At 63.3% G+C, this 17,297-nt stretch carries 15 protein-coding genes; 9 read left to right on the top strand and 6 right to left on the bottom strand.

Annotated features, from left to right (window positions below):
- Positions 1 to 27 precede the first annotated feature (27 nt).
- Positions 28 to 1,221 carry a deoxyguanosinetriphosphate triphosphohydrolase gene (locus tag ACZ5WT_RS14570; RefSeq protein WP_464284501.1) on the bottom strand — a complete coding sequence of 398 codons (1,194 nt, stop codon included), beginning with the start codon at positions 1,219 to 1,221 and terminating at the stop codon, positions 28 to 30.
- Positions 1,222 to 1,303: 82 nt separating this feature from the next.
- Here ACZ5WT_RS14570 and ACZ5WT_RS14565 point away from each other — a divergent pair, with 82 nt between their 5' ends.
- Genes ACZ5WT_RS14565 through ACZ5WT_RS14550 form a run of 4 tightly spaced genes read left to right on the top strand, consistent with a single transcriptional unit; the run spans position 1,304 to position 4,154 of the window.
- Positions 1,304 to 1,657 (top strand): HesB/IscA family protein, encoded by a 354-nt coding sequence (locus tag ACZ5WT_RS14565; RefSeq protein ID WP_464284500.1) that lies wholly within the window; start codon positions 1,304 to 1,306, stop codon positions 1,655 to 1,657.
- A 57-nt stretch (positions 1,658 to 1,714) separates the two neighbouring features.
- Positions 1,715 to 2,821, top strand: coding sequence for a serine hydrolase domain-containing protein (locus tag ACZ5WT_RS14560; protein ID WP_464284499.1), 1,107 nt, complete (start codon positions 1,715 to 1,717; stop codon positions 2,819 to 2,821).
- Between the two features lie 30 nt (positions 2,822 to 2,851).
- Positions 2,852 to 3,631, top strand: a complete 780-nt coding sequence (xth, locus tag ACZ5WT_RS14555; protein WP_464284498.1) for an exodeoxyribonuclease III — start codon at positions 2,852 to 2,854, stop codon at positions 3,629 to 3,631.
- A gap of 22 nt (positions 3,632 to 3,653) precedes the next feature.
- On the top strand, positions 3,654 to 4,154 hold the full coding sequence (locus tag ACZ5WT_RS14550) for a DUF2165 family protein (protein ID WP_464284497.1): 501 nt from the start codon (positions 3,654 to 3,656) through the stop codon (positions 4,152 to 4,154).
- Here ACZ5WT_RS14550 and ACZ5WT_RS14545 read toward each other — a convergent pair whose 3' ends face one another.
- A complete protein-coding gene (locus ACZ5WT_RS14545) occupies positions 4,155 to 4,925 on the bottom strand; it encodes a tetratricopeptide repeat protein (RefSeq protein ID WP_464284496.1) in 771 nt (256 codons plus the stop codon).
- 907 nt (positions 4,926 to 5,832) lie between these two features.
- Here ACZ5WT_RS14545 and ACZ5WT_RS14540 point away from each other — a divergent pair.
- Entirely contained in the window at positions 5,833 to 7,521 is a 1,689-nt protein-coding gene (locus ACZ5WT_RS14540) for an ABC transporter ATP-binding protein (RefSeq protein ID WP_464284495.1), read from the top strand.
- Positions 7,522 to 7,569: 48 nt separating this feature from the next.
- Here the strand turns inward: ACZ5WT_RS14540 and ACZ5WT_RS14535 are convergent, their stop codons facing one another.
- The 4 genes from ACZ5WT_RS14535 to ACZ5WT_RS14520 form a co-directional block, all read right to left on the bottom strand.
- The gene (locus ACZ5WT_RS14535) at positions 7,570 to 10,326 is read right to left on the bottom strand and encodes a valine--tRNA ligase (RefSeq protein ID WP_464284494.1); all 2,757 of its coding nucleotides are present in this window, start codon (positions 10,324 to 10,326) and stop codon (positions 7,570 to 7,572) included.
- 118 nt (positions 10,327 to 10,444) lie between these two features.
- On the bottom strand, positions 10,445 to 11,194 hold the full coding sequence (locus tag ACZ5WT_RS14530; RefSeq protein WP_464284493.1) for a PopZ family protein: 750 nt from the start codon (positions 11,192 to 11,194) through the stop codon (positions 10,445 to 10,447).
- 264 nt (positions 11,195 to 11,458) lie between these two features.
- Positions 11,459 to 12,838, bottom strand: coding sequence for a TolC family outer membrane protein (locus ACZ5WT_RS14525; RefSeq protein ID WP_464284492.1), 1,380 nt, complete (start codon positions 12,836 to 12,838; stop codon positions 11,459 to 11,461).
- A gap of 134 nt (positions 12,839 to 12,972) precedes the next feature.
- On the bottom strand, positions 12,973 to 13,620 hold the full coding sequence (locus ACZ5WT_RS14520; RefSeq protein ID WP_464284491.1) for a protein-L-isoaspartate O-methyltransferase family protein: 648 nt from the start codon (positions 13,618 to 13,620) through the stop codon (positions 12,973 to 12,975).
- A gap of 401 nt (positions 13,621 to 14,021) precedes the next feature.
- Between ACZ5WT_RS14520 and ACZ5WT_RS14515 the strand changes: the two genes are divergently transcribed.
- From ACZ5WT_RS14515 to ureC, 4 genes are read left to right on the top strand one after another with little or no spacing between them, the layout of a single operon-like run.
- Positions 14,022 to 14,855 carry an urease accessory protein UreD gene (locus ACZ5WT_RS14515; protein WP_464284490.1) on the top strand — a complete coding sequence of 278 codons (834 nt, stop codon included), beginning with the start codon at positions 14,022 to 14,024 and terminating at the stop codon, positions 14,853 to 14,855.
- A gap of 8 nt (positions 14,856 to 14,863) precedes the next feature.
- A complete protein-coding gene (locus tag ACZ5WT_RS14510) occupies positions 14,864 to 15,166 on the top strand; it encodes an urease subunit gamma (protein WP_464284489.1) in 303 nt (100 codons plus the stop codon).
- A 4-nt stretch (positions 15,167 to 15,170) separates the two neighbouring features.
- A complete protein-coding gene (locus tag ACZ5WT_RS14505) occupies positions 15,171 to 15,476 on the top strand; it encodes an urease subunit beta (RefSeq protein WP_464284488.1) in 306 nt (101 codons plus the stop codon).
- 30 nt (positions 15,477 to 15,506) lie between these two features.
- On the top strand, positions 15,507 to 17,216 hold the full coding sequence (gene ureC / locus ACZ5WT_RS14500) for an urease subunit alpha (RefSeq protein WP_464284487.1): 1,710 nt from the start codon (positions 15,507 to 15,509) through the stop codon (positions 17,214 to 17,216).
- Positions 17,217 to 17,297 lie beyond the last annotated feature (81 nt).

Genomic DNA, 17,297 nt, shown 5'->3' with positions numbered 1-17,297 from the left:
CACCTGAATAGGAAGGTGTCGCCGGGGTTAACGGAATTCCGGTCGAGCGTCAAACAATCGGGCATATTCATCGAGAGCGTAAGGGTCGGTCATGCCCGCGATGAAGTCGGCCACGATCCGCGCCAACCCGGCATCCGTCGCCGCGCCGGCTGCCATCGTGCCCCAGCGCCCGGGCATGTCGCGCCCCGCCATGTAGCGCTCGAACAAGTGCTGAACCACCATCTCGCTCTGCCGCACCGGCCCCATCACCGACTCGTGACGATAGACCCGTGCAAAGAGGAACGCCTTGAGCCCGCGCTCACCCTCGGTCGTCTCCGGCGAGAACGTCACCAGCGTCCGCCCGGCCCGGCGCACGGCTTCCGCCGACTCTACCCCAGAGGCCGCGATATTGGCCGAGGTCGTTGCGATCACGTCCTCGATCGTGCGGGTAATCAGCCGCCGCTGAACCTCATGCGCCTGCCGGTTGGGCGCCACGTCGGGATATCGCTCCAGCACTTCCCGCACGATCGGACCGGCCAGCGGCACGTCGGCGAGGTCTTCGAGCACAATCAGCCCGGCCCGCAGCGCATCGTCGATATCGTGCGCATTATAGGCCACGTCGTCGGCAATCGCCGCGATCTGCGCCTCCAGCGAGGCGTAGCTGGAAATCCGCAGGTCTGCGACCGCCGGCAGGTCATCCAGCCCCGCGGGAAGCCCTTCCTTGGTGTACTTGCCGTGCGGCGAACCGTCCGCATTGGTGAGCGGCCCGTTATGCTTGAGAATGCCTTCGAGGGTTTCCCACGTGAGATTCAGCCCGTCATGCTCGGCATAGCGGTTCTCGAGCCGCGTCACCACGCGCATGGCCTGGATATTGTGGTCGAACCCACCATAGGGCTCCATGCATAGGTGCAGCGCCCTCTCCCCGGCATGGCCGAATGGCGTGTGCCCCAGATCGTGCGAGAGCGCCACGGCCTCCGCCAGGTCCTCGTCCAGCCGCAGCGCCCGCGCCATCGAGCGCGCCATCTGGCTGACTTCCAGCGTATGGGTCAGGCGGTTGCGGAAGTGGTTGCCGTCATGATGCAGGAACACCTGCGTCTTGTGCTGCAAGCGCCGGAAGGCCGTCGAGTGGATGATGCGGTCACGATCGCGCTGGAATTCCGAGCGGGTCGGGCTTGGCCCCGTGCCATAAAGGCGCCCCAGGGAGAGTTCAGGTTTCGAGGCGTAGGGAGCTGTATCGCTCATCGTTGATGACAAGGCCCTTTTCAATCCGGACGAGAGTTACTATTTTAGCCTGACCGTTATGACATTACGGCGTGGAACCACTATGACCGCAACCGATCTTGCCCCCTCAACCAGCGTCGTATTGACCGATCGCGCCTCCAAGCGCGTGTCGCGCATTCTCTCCAAGGAGCCGGAAGGCACGGTGTTGCGCATTTCGGTGGCAGGCGGCGGGTGCTCGGGATTCCAGTATGAATACAATCTCGTACAGGAAAAACCAACGAGCGACGACATCGTTCTGGGCAAGGACGGCGCCGTGGTTCTGATCGATTCCATGAGCGTGGAATTCATGGGCGGCGCCGAGATCGACTATGTCGACGACCTGATCGGCCAGTCCTTCCAGATCCGCAATCCCAACGCCATCGCCTCCTGCGGCTGCGGAACGAGCTTCGCAGTCTAGCAACACCGTTGCTGAATCACGGCCGACTTCGCATAGTCCCCCGCAAGGGGAGCAAGCATGTCAAAGTCGGTCGACCGCGTCATCGATGACGCCATTGCCAATAAGTCCATCGTCGGAACCGAGGTGATTGCTGCCAAAGGCAGCAAGATCATCTATCGCCGCGCCGCCGGATATTTCGACCGCGAGGCTGGCATTGCCATGCCGGAGAACGCCATCTATCGCCTGGCCTCGGTCACCAAGCCCATCGTCGCCACCACGGCCCTGGCCATGGCCGACAAGGACCTGCTCAAGTTCAGCGACCGGGTTGACCACTACCTGCCCTATTTCCGGCCCCGCCTGAGCGATGGCAGCGTCGCCGCGATCACCATCGCCCACCTCCTCACCCATACGGCAGGGCTGAGCTACGGCTATCCCGGCGATAGCGTCATCACCACGGGCATGAAGGACACCAATCTCGACCACGAACAGAACCTGACCCGCATCGCCGCCCAGCCCCTGCTGTTTGCGCCGGGCACGGGGTGGAATTACTCGGTGGCAACGGACGTTCTCGGCGCGGTACTCGCGGCCATCCATGGCGGTACGCTTGGGGAGGCGGCAGCGACTCACGTCACCGCCCCTCTGGGGATGAAAGACACAGGCTTCAGCGTTTCGGACCCAGCGCGCCTCGCCCCTCCCTATGCGGATGGCGCGCCCGCACCCCTGCGGATGGGCGACCATCAGGACGTCATCAATGAAGACGGCGACACGATTTCCTTTTCCCCCGTGCGTCTCTGGAACCCCAGGGCCTTCCAGTCGGGCGGCGCTGGCATGGTGGGCACGGCAACTGACATCCTGACGCTGCTGGAAACCCTGCGCACGGGCGGCGGCGGAATCGTTTCCCCAGCAACCGTCGCGGCGGCCATGAGCAACCAGATCGGAGACCTGCCCCGCGACGAAGCAGGCCTGCGCTTTGGCTATTTGGGCGCCGTGGTGGCAGATCCCCATGCGGCAGAAACGCCCGAGGCCCCGGGCAGCGTCAACTGGGGTGGGGTTTATGGCCATTCGTGGCTGGTGGACCCCGCCAACGAACTGGTAATGGTCTCGATGAGCAACACGGCGCTCGAAGGCTGCCTTGGGGTCTATCCGCGCAATGTGCGGAACGCCCTTTATGCAGATTTCGTGTAGCGGAGCGTTGCGGCACTGACGGAGACGGCGATGCGCATAGCGACCTGGAACATCAACGGCATCAAGGCCCGACTCGAACTGCTGCTGACCTGGCTGGCCCAGGAAAAGCCGGATGTCGTCGTGCTGCAGGAGATCAAGTCGGTCGATGGGGCCTTCCCGCGCGCCGAGATCGAGGCGCTGGGCTACAATGTGGAAACCCACGGCCAGAAGAGCTGGAACGGCGTCGCCATCCTCTCGCTGCTACCCTTCGATGAAGTCACCCGTGGCCTGCCCGGCGACGACACCGACGAACAGGCGCGGCTGATCGAGGGCGTGTTCTCCGTCGAGAGCGGCGTGGTGCGCGTTTGCGGCATCTACCTGCCCAATGGTAACCCCGTCGATACCGAAAAATTTCCCTATAAGCTCAACTGGATGCGCCGTTTGGAGGCGTTTGTTGAAGCACGGCTGGAGCTTGAGGAACCCTTCGTCCTGCTGGGTGACTTCAACCTCATCCCGGCGCCGATCGATGCGCACGATCCCGATGCTTGGTGGGGCGACGCGCTCTATCGGCCGGAAAGCCTCGAGCGGTGGCGCACGCTGTGCAATCTCGGCCTCACCGATGCGTTGCGCGCCACGACCGACGAAGCCGCCTATACGTTCTGGGATTTTCAGGCCGGTGCATGGCGCCGCAATGCCGGCATCCGCATTGACCACCTGATGCTCTCGCCCCAGGCCGCTGACCGGCTCGAAGACGTCACCGTCCACAAGGACGTGCGCGGTTGGGACAAGCCCAGCGATCATGTGCCGGTAGAGGGCCGCTTCACCTTCTAGCAGCGCTGGCCAAGGAGGAGCCATGTACATCACCCGACTGAGCAAGACAGCCTTCGTCGCCGCAATTGCCCTGTTCGCCACGCTCGTGGCTTTTGGAAATCTCACCGACTACGGCAGCAATCTTGCCTTCGTCCAACATGTGCTGCTGATGGACACGATTTTTCCCGATGCGAGCATCGGCTACCGTGCCATCGCCAACCCTGCCCTGCACCACGCCTTTTACATCGCGATCATTGCTGCCGAGACAGTGGTTGCCGTGCTCTGCTGGGTGGGTGCGTTCAATATGCTGAGCAATCTCAAGGCACCGGCCCGAACCTTCAATCGCTCCAAGCAATGGGCGATTGGTGGTCTGGCGGCCGGGTTCATCACCTGGCAGGTCGCGTTCATGTCAGTGGGTGGAGAGTGGTTCGGCATGTGGATGTCGAGCACATGGAACGGAATCGAATCGGCGTTCCGCTTTCACATCACCATCATTGCCGTTCTGATCTTCGTCGTGCTGCCGGATGGCGACCTCGACGACTGATCAGAAACCGGCGAATTGCGGAACGATGCTGGCAGCGAGAGCGAAGGCCTCGGTCTGCAGTTCAGGCGTCGAAGCAGCGGTAGCCTGATGCAGCAAGTCACTGATCCAGGCTGCGTCGCCAGTATTGGCACAGAGATCGTTGGCGATTGCCAGCCACATCAAGCCCTCAACGGGCTGGGCCTCGATGCCGGCAATGCCGTGGAACAGCAGCTCGCCGAGCCTGGCCTGCGCCGGGCAATGCCCCTTGCGGGCCGCCAGTGAGAACCAGCGGGCGCTCTGCAATGGGTTCACACCCATTTCGTCCTTGTTCATATACAGCAGGCCAACCCGATACTGGGCGTCGGCGTCACCGAAATAGCTGGCTGCGTGCAGCAGCAGGGCATGGGAGCGGTCGGCGTCGGCGGGAATGCCTGCGTCAGGCAGGCCTTCCTTGTAATAGTCGCCAACCTTCACGAAGGACTGGGCGACAATGTCGGCCTCGACGCCCTTGGGAGCGGCGTCGGCGTGCTGGTTGGCGATCTGGGCAAAGTAGCCGAAGGCCTTCACCGGGTCGCGATCCACGCCTTCGCCATTTTCATACATCGTGCCTAGCTGCCACATGGCCATGGGCTGGCCGGCTTCCGCGGCATCTTCAAGCGCGGCCACCAGATCGTCGCCGGATACACCGCCCCCTGCCCCATCGAGCATGTTGGCGAGGTTCAGCGCCGCGTCAGCCGCGGTTTGTGCGTGCACGGGCAGAACCGAAGCCGAAAGGGCCAGGACTGCTGCCATTGTGACGGAAATCAGGGAGTGTTCCCTTGCAGTTCCCATCATACTCCTTTTGTCCGCGCGCTGGCGGACGAACCTGTTGTTACGACCCCTGGCAATCCAGAGGCCGCAGTCGCCAGCCAGCAAAGCCGGCCGCGCCATTTTGATCCTGTCGTCCAGTGTGCTTCACGCGCCGAGGCGGGGGAAGCGGACGTTAAGATTTGGGTAAACTCTGTTTGTGACCGCATTCAGCCAGCCCCATCACAAAATCGGAATTGAAGCCGGGTCTGGTGAACAAAAGGTCTCCAGACTGTCCGGGATATGATCCAGACACCGAGGCAGTCGCGAACGTCGTTCCTCCCAATGCTCTCCGGCAACAAGCGCCACGCAATATGCGCACCTGTGCCGATTGTTGGTCGTCTCAGCATGTTCGGGGACACGACGCGCAAAGGCCCGACCGAAGTCGCGCCATCCGCAGGTCATCCGCCCCCAGATGCCAATCCACTCTCGTGTAGGATGAGATTGTGGCGACAAACATCGCCAAATGGTTGCCGTTTGCCACAATGAAATTGAATCATGGGGGCTGTTGCGGAATCGTCACACGAATGTCGCAGGCCGCCGCTGCTGGCGTTTGCCGATTGCCTGAAAGAGGTGTCGCTCGCATACTTGGCGCCTCACCTCGTTCGGGAGACCAAGATGAAAACCACCATGTCCAAGCTGAAAAACATCCGAATTCAACGGGACATGATTGTTCATGCATCTGCATCCTTCCAGCGAGGCAAAGCACGCCCGCAAACGCCGTAGCTTTACCCGCCCCAAACCTGCCCTTCATATCGACCAGCCAGGAGTCGCGGCTGGCCGAAGCTTGCCGCCTGACCATAAGTGGTCGCGCTTCCGCAAGTTTGTCTCCTACTACCGCCCGCACATTGGCATGTTGGCGGCCGATCTGGCTTGCGCTGCCCTCGTGGCTGCCACGGCCATCGCCCTGCCCCTCTGCGCCAGCTTCATCACCTCGCGCCTGACTGACCTCGGCAACGCGCCAGACGTGTTGATGCAGATCTATGTCATGGGCGGCATTATGCTGGCCGTGTTCGTGGTCCAGGCGCTGGCGACCTATTTCGTGGACTATCAGGGCCACGTCATGGGCGCCCGGATCGAAGCCGAGGTTCGCCGTGAGCTGTTCGAGCACTGCCAGAAGCTCTCGTTCGGCTTCTATGACCGGCAGCGCGTCGGCCAGTTGATGAGTCGCATCAGTCACGACTCGCTCTGGCTGGGCGAGCTGTTCCACCACGGCCCCGAGGATATCGCTATCGGTGTCCTCAAATTCGCCGGCGCGCTGACGGTTCTCGCCCTCATCGATCCCGTGATTGCGCTGGCTGTGGTGCTCCTGGTGCCATTCGCCGTGCTCTATGCGGTACGCTACAACCGGAAGATGAGCGTCGCCCTCAAATCCAGCAAAGAGGGCATCGCCAGCGTCAACGAGCGCGTCGAGGATGCCTTGGGCGGCATCCGGGTAGTGCAGTCCTTCGCCAACGAGGCCGAGGAACTGCGCCGCTTCGAGGTCGAGAACCAGCGCTTCTTCGAGAGCCGCCGCGACGGCTATCGCAGCGAGGCCATGCTGTGGAGCGGCATGGAGGCCTTCGCCCAACTGGTCACCATCGTGGTGATCATCTTCGGCGCTATCCGCATCGTCACCGCTGGCCTGTCGGTGGGCGACCTGCTCACCTTCCTGCTCTGCGTGGCCGTGCTGGTGGATCCTGTCCGGCGGCTCGATAACTTCATCCGGCTTTGGCAGGAGGGCTACACCGGCTTCGTCCGTGCCATGGAGCTGCTCGAAATCGAGCCCGACATTGCCGACCGCCCCGGCGCCACCGACCTCGACGAGGTCGTCGGCGCCGTCAGCTTCCGCGATGTGCACTTCCGCTACGAGGGCGACGGTACACCAGTCCTCAAAGGCCTCTCGCTCGATATCGCCCCAGGCGAGTTCGTGGCCTTGGTCGGCCCATCCGGCGTCGGCAAGAGCACGCTCTGCAGCATCGTTCCACGCTTCTACGACGTGGATCGCGGGGCGGTGACCATCGATGGCCGCGACGTGCGGGACGTCACCCTCGCCTCGCTCCGCCGCAGCGTCGGGGTGGTGCAGCAGGACGTTTACCTGTTCAGCGGCACCGTCGCCGAAAACCTGCGTTATGGCCGGCCGGAGGCGAGCGAAGCCGAGGTCATCGCCGCCGCAAAGGCGGCCAACGCGCATGATTTCATCCTGGCGCTGCCGGAAGGCTATGACACCGATATCGGCCAGCGCGGGGTGAAATTGTCGGGCGGCCAGAAGCAACGGCTTACCATTGCCCGGGCCTTCCTCAAGAACCCAGCCATCCTGATCTTTGACGAGGCCACCAGCGCCCTCGACAATGACAGCGAACGGGCGGTGCAGCAGGCCCTGCTCGGGCTGGCCAAGGGCCGCACCACCATCGTGATCGCCCACCGTCTGTCGACGGTCCGGCATGCCGACCGGATCGTGGTGCTGACGCGCGACGGGATTGCCGAAGACGGCACCCACGATGCGCTGATGGCGGCGGACGGGGTCTATGCAGGCCTGCATCGCGTGCAAGCTAGCATCTGACCGGCAAACCAAAAGAAAAGGCCCGGCATCTTGCCGGGCCTTGCATTCTTAGCTCAGGCGCTTGAGCGCCTCGGAGATGTGGGTGCGGCGCTCTGCAGCCGCCTCGCGACGGGCCTTCTGCTCTTCGATCACCTCTTCGGGCGCCTTGGCGACGAACTGCTCGTTGCCGAGCTTCTTGTCGATCTGGCTGATTTCGGCATCGAGCTTGCCGACTTCCTTCTGCAGGCGCGCCTTCTCGACCGCGAGGTCGATCACGCCGGCCAGGGGCAGCGCCCAGGTGGCTTCGCCCACGACGAACTGTGCGGATTCACCGGGCACCGTGGCCTGCGGCGAGATTTCCTCGAGGCGCGCCAGGCGGGTGATCAGCGACGTGCCGGCAACCAGGCGACGGAGCGTGGTTTCCCCTGCCCCGACGACGACGATCGGCAGCTTGGCGCTGGCCGGAACGTTCATCTCGCTGCGCACCGAACGGACATTGGTGATCACATCGATCAGCCAGGTCAGCTCGGCGTCGGCTTCCGGGTCCTCAAGACCAGCCAGATCAGGCCACTGGCCCAGGATCAGCATCGTTTCGCGAGCCGGACCGAACTTGCCGGTTTCCGCCCACAGCTCTTCAGTGATGAAGGGCATGAAGGGGTGCAGGATGGCCAGGATCTGGTCGAGCGCCCAGGCGGCGGTTGCACGGGTTTCGGCCTTGGCGGCCTCGTCCTCGCCCATGAAAACGGGCTTGGCGAATTCCACATACCAGTCGCAGAACGTGCCCCAGACGAAGTCATAGGCAGCGTTGGCAGCTTCGTTGAACTTGTAGTCCACGATGCCCTGCGTCACGGCGGCAGCGCCGCGCGCAGTGGCGCCAACGATCCAGCGGTTCAGCGGGAGCTTGTTGGCCTTGGGATCATACCCCTCGACGCGGCGGCACTCGTTCATCTCGAGGAAGCGCGAGGCGTTCCAGAGCTTGGTGACGAAGTTGCGATAGCCTTCCACGCGCTGCAGCGACAGCTTGATGTCGCGGCCCTGCGCGGCCATTGCGGCCAGCGTGAAGCGGGTGGCGTCGGCGCCATACTGATCGATGAGCTGCAGCGGGTCGATGACGTTGCCCTTGGTCTTGCTCATCTTCTGGCCCTTTTCGTCGCGGACCAGCGCATGCATGTAGACCGTGTGGAACGGCTCTTCATCCAGGAATTCAAGACCCATCATCATCATCCTGGCAACCCAGAAGAAAATGATGTCGAAGCCGGTGACAAGAACGTCGGTCGGATAGTAGCGGCGCAGCTCTGCCGTCTCATCGGGCCAGCCCAGGGTCGAGAACGGCCACAGGGCCGACGAGAACCAGGTGTCGAGCACGTCAGGGTCGCGGCGCAGTTCGACGGTCTTGCCATAATGCGCATCGGCCAGGGCCTGCGCCTCGGCTTCGCTATAGGCAACGAAAGCCTCGTTGTCCGGGCCATACCATGCCGGGATCTGGTGACCCCACCACAGCTGGCGCGAAATGCACCACGGCTTGATGTTCTCGAGCCAGACGAAATAGGTGTTTTCGTACTGCTGGGGCACGAACTTGGTGCGGCCTTCGCGCACGGCGGCAAGCGCCGGCTGCGCCAGGATGTCGGCCTTGACCCACCACTGGTCGGTCAGGAAGGGCTCGATGACGACGAGCTTGGACTTCTCGTCATGCGGCACCATGATCTTCTTGTCCTCGATGTGATCGAGACCGCGAAGCGGGTTCTCTTCGGCCAGGGCCGTCAGGTCGGCGACGATGGCCTTGCGCGCGGCAAAGCGATCCAGGCCGCGATAGGCGGTCGGAACGAAATCGGCGTCGATGATTTCACCACGGGTGGTGAAGACGTTGATCTGCTCGAGGTTGTTGCGAACGCCGACTTCAAAGTCGTTGAAGTCATGCGCAGGCGTGATCTTCACGGCGCCGGTGCCCAGTGCGGGATCGGCATATTCGTCCGCAACCACGGGGATGCGACGGCCAACCAGCGGCAGTTCGACAAATTTGCCGACCAGCGAAGCATAGCGTTCGTCTTCGGGATGCACGGCAATGCCGCTATCGCCGAGCATGGTTTCGGGGCGCGTCGTGGCCACGATGATGTAGTCGCGGGTTTCGTGGCCCGTGACGTTGCCCTCTTCGTCCAGAAGCGGGAACTGATAGGTCACGCCATCAGCCAGCGGATAACGCAGGTGCCACATGTGGCCCTTGATCTCGATATTCTCGACTTCGAGGTCAGAAATCGCAGTCTCAAGGCCCGGATGCCAGTTCACGAGGCGCTTGGCGCGATAGATCAGGCCGCGCTGATGCAGCTCGACGAACACCTTGGTGACGGCGCGAACCATCTGATCGTTCGCAGCGCCCTGCTCACCCATGGTGAAGCGCTCACGCGAAAAATCGGCCGAAGCGCCGAGGCGCTTGAGCTGGTTCATGATGGTGCCGCCGCTTTCGGCCTTCCAGTCCCAGATGCGCTCGACGAACTTCTCGCGGCCCATCTCGCGACGGCCCGGCTCCTGCCGCTCCATCAGCTGGCGCTCGACGATCATCTGCGTGGCGATGCCGGCATGGTCGGTGCCGGGCTGCCAGAGCACGTCCTTTTTCAGCATGCGGTTGAAGCGGACCAGGATGTCCTGGACCGTATTGTTTAGCGCGTGCCCGATATGGAGCGAACCCGTCACGTTGGGCGGCGGAATGACGATGGTAAAGGTTTCCGCACCCGGCGCGGCGCCTGCACCGGCGGCAAAGGCATTTGCCTTCAGCCAGTCGGCGTAGATGCGGCCTTCGACGGTGCCGGGCTCGTAGGTTTTTTCAAGCATAACGTCACTCGCAACAGCAGCGACCCGCCAGGTTGGACATGGCGGGTCGAACAAAATGGTTGGCAGACTTCAATCAAATGCGGGATGCGTGGTCAACTGTAACCACGCATCAAGGCGATCACTCTACGCCGCGCGAAATGCGGGTGATTTCCTTTTCCACCATGCGCTCGACAACGGCCGGCAGGTTTTCGTCCAGCCATTCCTTGAGCATGGGGCGCAGCATGTCGCGCATCAGCGACTCGATGGTGGCGCCGGGCGTGCCCAGGCCGAGGCCATTGAGACGGGTGATCGAGCTGCGCACAGCAGCTTCGGTCGCCGGCCCGATGAGCTGGTTGGTCAAATCGGTCGTCAGGTTCGGATCGGGCAAGGGAGCGGCCTGCGACACGGCGACTGCCGGGCGCTCTTCGGCCTGCGGGGCCTCGATCGGGGCAGCAGCGCGCGGAGCGGGCTCTGGCTCCGGCTCAACGACAGGCTCGGGTTCACGCATCACCATCGGTGCCGGATCGAAAGACGGAAGCTCTTCTTCCTCTTCAACGGGCTCGGCCGGTGCAAACGCGATATCGTCGACCTCTACCAGCTGCGGCGCGCCCATCGGCGCATCCGCTTCGGTGTCGGCAAGAATGGAATCAAAGCTGAAACCGCCCGGCGCGTCATCATCCCGGCCGCCAACGATCTGGGCCGAGGAGAGTGCCAGCGGCTCGATATCATCGAGCATGTCATTGAGGTCGCGGTCGATGCTGTCGGCCAGCGAATTGACGGGCGCGGCCTGCATCGGCGGGGGCGCCGCCTGGATGGAAGGCCGACGCGGCGCTCCCGCGGCATCGTCGTCCGCGATAATCTGCCGGATGGAGGAAAGGATCTCGTCCATGGACGGTTCTTTGGGTGCCGGCTTGTTCATAAGTGCCTCTTACTCGGTGCGCGCCCGAACCAGTACAGCATCCGCCAATGCGACCGACCTGATTCGTCAACAACACCTTAACCCCGGAGCGGGAGATAAGGAATCATCGACGAGGACCACAGATGGGTCTTCCACTAAAACTTGTGGCCGCGACGAGCGCGGCCACCAAGGCATGATTCTGATGGGGTTTGGTGCAGGCGGCCGGAGCAGCCCTGCCCGCACTGATTCCGAGGATTAGTCGGCGACGGTGCGCAGTTCCTGCCAGACGTCATCGACGGCCTGGTTGTACCGCACGGCCGACTTCACCTGAACCGAAAGGCCCAGATCGGTCGCGGTCAGGCGGCCCATGGCCGACAGCAGCGAGAAAGTGGCGATCACCTTGTTGCTCGAGGCGTTGATCAACCCTTCGCGTGCGGTGGTCAGTTCGGCCTGCGCGTTGAGCACGTCCAGCGTGGTGCGGGTGCCCAGGTCGCGTTCCTGGATGACGCCATCGAGAACGGTACGACCGGCGGTAACGGCGGCGTTGGCGGCGGTGATGCCGGCTTCGGCGCTCTGGATACCGGCCCAGGCCGAAATCACGGCTTCGCGGATCTTGTCATAAGCCGACATCGCGTCGACCTCGGACTTGATCTGCTCGATATTGGCCTTGCGGACGTTGGCGCCGATCGCGCCACCGGCATAGAGCGGCACGCTGATCGAGAAGCCCAGCTTGCCGCTGATGCCCTGCGAGCCGCCGATATTGCTGTAGCCGGTGCCGACCGAACCCGACACCGATGCCGATGGGCCGAACGCGGCTTCGGCGGCATCGCTGCCGGCCTGGGCTGCGCGGATGGCAGCCTTCGACAACAGGATAGCCGGGTGACCGACTTCCGCCTCGGACATTGCTGCCTGCAGGGTGCGCGGAATCAGGCGGCCATAATTGTGCGAAGCATCAAGGCTTTGTGGGGCAACGCCAACGTAACGCTGGAAGGTCGCCTGGCTGATTTCGAGGGCACTCACCGCAGCGCGGTAGGAAGCATCGCCCTGTGCGAGACGGGCCTGGGCCTGGGCGACGTCGATGCGGGTACCCTCGCCTACATCGAGGCGGTCCTGCGCGGACTGCAACTGAGCCTGGAAGAAAGTCAGGTTTTCCTGGCGCACTGACACCAGTTGGCGGCCGCTCAGCACGGACATATAGGCCTGAACCACAGCCAGGAGCACGTTCTGCTCGGTATTGCGGATCTGGTACTCGGCAGCTTCAGCACCGGCGCGGGCAGCTTCGACCTGCGCCTCGGTCTTGTAGTTGTCGAAAATGGTCTGATCGTAGGAAATGCCGGCGGTATAGAGCTGGCTGTCGGCGAAAGCGCCGGTCGGGTTGCCTGCGCTCACCTGGCCAGCTGACCAGCTATAGGTGCCGCCGACTGCTGCGCCGATGCGGGGGCGCTTGCCGGCCTGGGCCAGCGCGACGTTTTCAGCGGAGGATTTTGCGCTCAACAGCGCCGACTGCAGGTCTGGTGCGTGATCGTAAGCGATCGTCAGCGCCTGAGTGATCGATTGCGCCTGTGCACCACCGACTGTGCCGGCGGCGAGCGCAAGCGCCAGTGCACTAGCGACCAACTTCACGCGAAAACCCATTACCGCCTCCAAGAACTCAGGAATATTATGCGCTGCGCTTGGGGGACACAACCAGCCGCAGCACTCAAAACAGAAACCTACATGCGATTAGGCGCTCAAGTGACTCGTGGGCAACACGTTGAGCGACAATAGCATCAGAACACAAATTCTTCGTTATTTTCCGCCGGGAACAGCGGCGGCAGCACGGCATTGAACTCTGCCCGCGCCGAAACCTCCCCAGCAGACTTCACCATCACATTGGCGACGCCCACTCCACCGGTTTGAACCAGCGTGACCAGGCGCCCGCCATCGGCCAGCGCCGACAGATAATTGTGCGGCACGCTATCGAGCGAACCTTGCATGAAGATTACGTCGAAGTGCTGCCGGTCGATCTCACCGATATCGGCCGAAACTACCGTCGCATTGGCAACATCCAGCGCCGCGAGGTTGGCATTGGCGGTTTCCGCCAGCGCGGCGTCGCGCTCCAACCCGATCACCGAGGCCGCAAGGCCCGCGATCACAGCTGTGGAATAGCCAGTACCGGCGCCGACATCGAGCACCACATCATTGCTTGTGATTTCAGCGAGTTGCAGCAGTTTGCCGAGAATTGCCGGCGGCGCCATGAAGCGCCCGGCGCTCAACCACTGCACATCATCGACATAGGCCATGTCGCGGCGGGCGGCGGGAACGAAGATTTCGCGGGGAACCGTGAGCATCCGGGCCAGCACGCGCGCATCAAACACGCCGCTGGTGCGCAGCTGGCTTTCGACCATGTTGGCTCTGGCGCGCTCGAAATCGATCATGGAATCCATCTTGCTGCCGACACTCATATGCCGGACGTGAATACTCTCGCCCACGCAGCCGTGCAACCCGGCACAGCTGCGCCCGTGCATTCAGCCGGGGACAGTCGCCCACCCCACCGCGCGCGAGAGACATATGGGTCCAATGCGACAGCACGGCAACGGGCGCGCGCCATAGAAAGCGCGATTCGCCGGATTTTGGCACTCCCCGCATTATTGCCTATTTTTTGCATCCAAATCGGCCTCGCCGACCAGAAAATGAGCACCCGGTTTCCACCCCCGAATGCACGCTTCGCGCCTTGCTTCAAAAACCGAGGACACTCAGCCCCTTAGCGCAGCGCTGGGGGCTGGCACGGCCTTTGCATTTTCCTTCGTTAGAGCCCGCCGCCACCTGATGGTCTGACGTGAACCACGCCCTCGCTATCGCCGCCCACCAGCCCGTCATGCAGCGCGCCCGCGGCGTGGGCCGCATTGCGACCAAGTTGCGCGACGGCGCCAGCGTCCTCGATACGCTCTATCAAGACGGTTGCGCGAAGATCCGCCTGCCCCACACCCACAGCAATACCCTTGAGGCGGTGCTGATCAACACCGCAGGCGGGCTGACCGGCGGCGATCACATGCAGTGGCAGGCTCAGGCCGCTCCCGGCGGCATGATGGTGCTGACCACCCAGGCTTGCGAGCGCATCTACCGTTCGACCGGCGACGTCGCGCGGATCGAGACCCGCCTTGAGGTCGGCGCCAATGCGCATCTCGATTGGCTGCCGCAGGAAACCATCCTGTTTGACGCCAGCAAGCTGGACCGCCGCATCGATATCGATTTGGCCGAAGGCGCCACCCTCACCGCCATCGAATCCGTCCTCCTGGGCCGCGACGCCATGGGCGAAACCGCCGCCAACGCCTGGCTCCGCGACAACTGGCGCGTCCGCCGCAATGGCCGCCTGATCCATGCCGAGGCCACCCTGCTCAGCGGAACTGGTCCTGAGCGCGAAGCCCTGTCCTTGCTCGACGGCGCCCGCGCCTTCGCCACCATCGTTCATATCGGACCCAAGGCCACCGCGCACCTCGATACCATACGGGCCCTGATGCCCGGCGATGGGCAAATCGCCGCCAGCGCCATCGGCGAGCGGCTGGTCATCCGCGCCCTAGCCGGTTCCGGAATCGCGCTCCGCCGCATGATCGTTCCCATTCTCGCCGAACTTGCCGGGGCCGGACACCTGCCCCGCCTCTGGCATCTCTGAGGAAAACCATGAACCTGACGCCGCGCGAAAAAGACAAATTGCTGATTTCCATGGCGGCGATGGTTGCGCGCCGGCGGCTGGAGCGTGGGGTGAAGCTCAATCATCCCGAAGCCATCGCGCTGATCACCGATTTCGTCGTCGAAGGCGCGCGCGATGGCCGCCCGGTCGCCGAGCTGATGGAGGCCGGAGCCCATGTCCTCACCCGCGACCAGGTGATGGAGGGAATCGCCGAAATGATCGCCGATATCCAGGTCGAAGCCACCTTCCCCGACGGCACCAAGCTGGTGACCGTCCACCAACCCATCCGGTGACCCCATGATACCAGGCGAAGTCATCACTCAGCCGGGCGACATCGAACTGAATTCCGGCGCGTCCCAGATCACCATCGAGGTCGCCAATACCGGCGACCGGCCCATCCAGGTCGGCTCGCACTACCATTTCTACGAAACCAATGCGGGCCTCCGCTTCGATCGGGAAGCGGCGCGCGGCATGCGGCTGGATATCGCCGCGGGCACCGCCATCCGGTTCGAGCCCGGACAGGCCCGCGAGGTCCGGCTGGTGCCGCTGGGCGGCGCGCGGATCGTCTACGGCTTTCACCAGAAAATCATGGGCGCACTCTGAGCGCATCCCAACAGGCAGACGGAGCCAGCCATGCCCGCTCGTATATCCCGCGCCACCTATGCCGATATGTACGGCCCCACCACCGGCGACCGCGTCCGCCTGGCCGATACCGAGCTGTTCATCGAGGTCGAGAACGACTTCACCACCTATGGCGAGGAGGTCAAGTTCGGCGGCGGCAAGGTCATTCGCGATGGCATGGGCCAGAGCCAGAAGACCCGCGCCGAGGGTGCCGCCGATACCGTCATCACCAATGCGCTGATTGTCGATCACAGTGGCATCTACAAAGCCGATATCGGCCTAAAGGACGGCCGCATCGACGCCATAGGCAAGGCCGGCAATCCCGATACCCAGCCCGGCGTCACCATCATCATCGGCCCCTCGACCGAGATTATCGCCAGCGAGGGCCTCATCATTACGGCCGGGGCGATGGACGCCCACATTCACTTCATCTGCCCCCAGCAGATCGAGGAAGCCCTGATGAGCGGCGTCACCACCATGCTCGGTGGCGGCAGCGGCCCCGCCCACGGCACCCTGGCCACCACCTGCACCGGCGCCTGGCATATCCAGCGCATGATCGAGAGTTTTGATGCCTTCCCCATGAACCTGGCGCTGGCTGGCAAGGGCAATGCCTCACTCCCTGCCCCGCTGGAAGAAATGATCCTCGCTGGCGCCTCCTGTCTCAAGCTGCATGAGGATTGGGGCACCACCCCCGCTACCATCGACAATTGCCTGAGTGTCGCCGACGCCTTTGACGTGCAGGTGATGATCCACACCGATACGCTCAATGAGAGCGGCTTCGTCGAGGACACCATCGCCGCCTTCAAGGGCCGCACCATCCACGCCTTCCACACCGAAGGCGCCGGTGGCGGCCATGCCCCCGATATCCTGCGCGTCGCGGGCCTGCCCAATGTCATCCCGTCTTCGACCAATCCAACCCGGCCCTACACGGTCAATACCATCGCCGAGCATCTCGACATGCTGATGGTCTGCCACCACCTGTCGCCGTCCATCCCCGAAGACGTCGCCTTTGCCGAAAGCCGCATCCGCAAGGAAACCATCGCCGCCGAGGATATCCTGCACGACATGGGCGCGCTCTCGATCATCTCGTCCGACAGCCAGGCCATGGGCCGCGTCGGCGAAGTGCTGATCCGCACCTGGCAGACGGCCGACAAGATGAAGAAGCAGCGCGGGCGCCTGTCCACCGAGACCGGCGACAACGACAATGCGCGCGTGAAGCGCTACATCGCCAAATACACCATCAATCCGGCCATAGCTCACGGAATGAGCCAGCACATCGGCTCCGTCGAAGTCGGCAAGCGCGCCGACCTCGTCATGTGGAGCCCCGCCTTTTTCGGCGTGAAGCCCGAAATGGTGCTGCTCGGTGGTTCCATCGCCGCCGCGCCGATGGGCGATCCCAACGCCTCCATCCCGACGCCCCAGCCGATGCACTTCCGCCCGATGTTCGCTGCCTATGGGAAGCTCCGCACCAATTCCTCGGTGACCTTCATTTCGCAGGCCGCCTATGACGATGGCCTGCGCGGCAAGCTCGGCGTCGACAAGCAGTTGCTGCCGGTCACCAATACCCGCAGCGGCATCGGCAAGGCGGCGATGATCCACAATTCGGCAACGCCCGAGATCAAGGTCGATCCGGAAACCTATGAGGTTCACGCCGACGGCGAATTGCTGACCTGTGAGCCCGCCACCGTCCTCCCGATGGCCCAGCGCTACTTCCTCTTTTAGTCCGTTTGAACGTGCCCCACGCAGCTCACCCCACCCTCGATGTCACCCCGGCCTTGAGCCGGGGCCCATCTTGAGATCTAT

Source organism: Devosia sp. T2-14, from assembly GCF_055397495.1.
The sequence above is the reverse complement of the archived record's forward strand: the minus strand, read 5'-3'. Positions and strand labels throughout refer to the sequence as shown.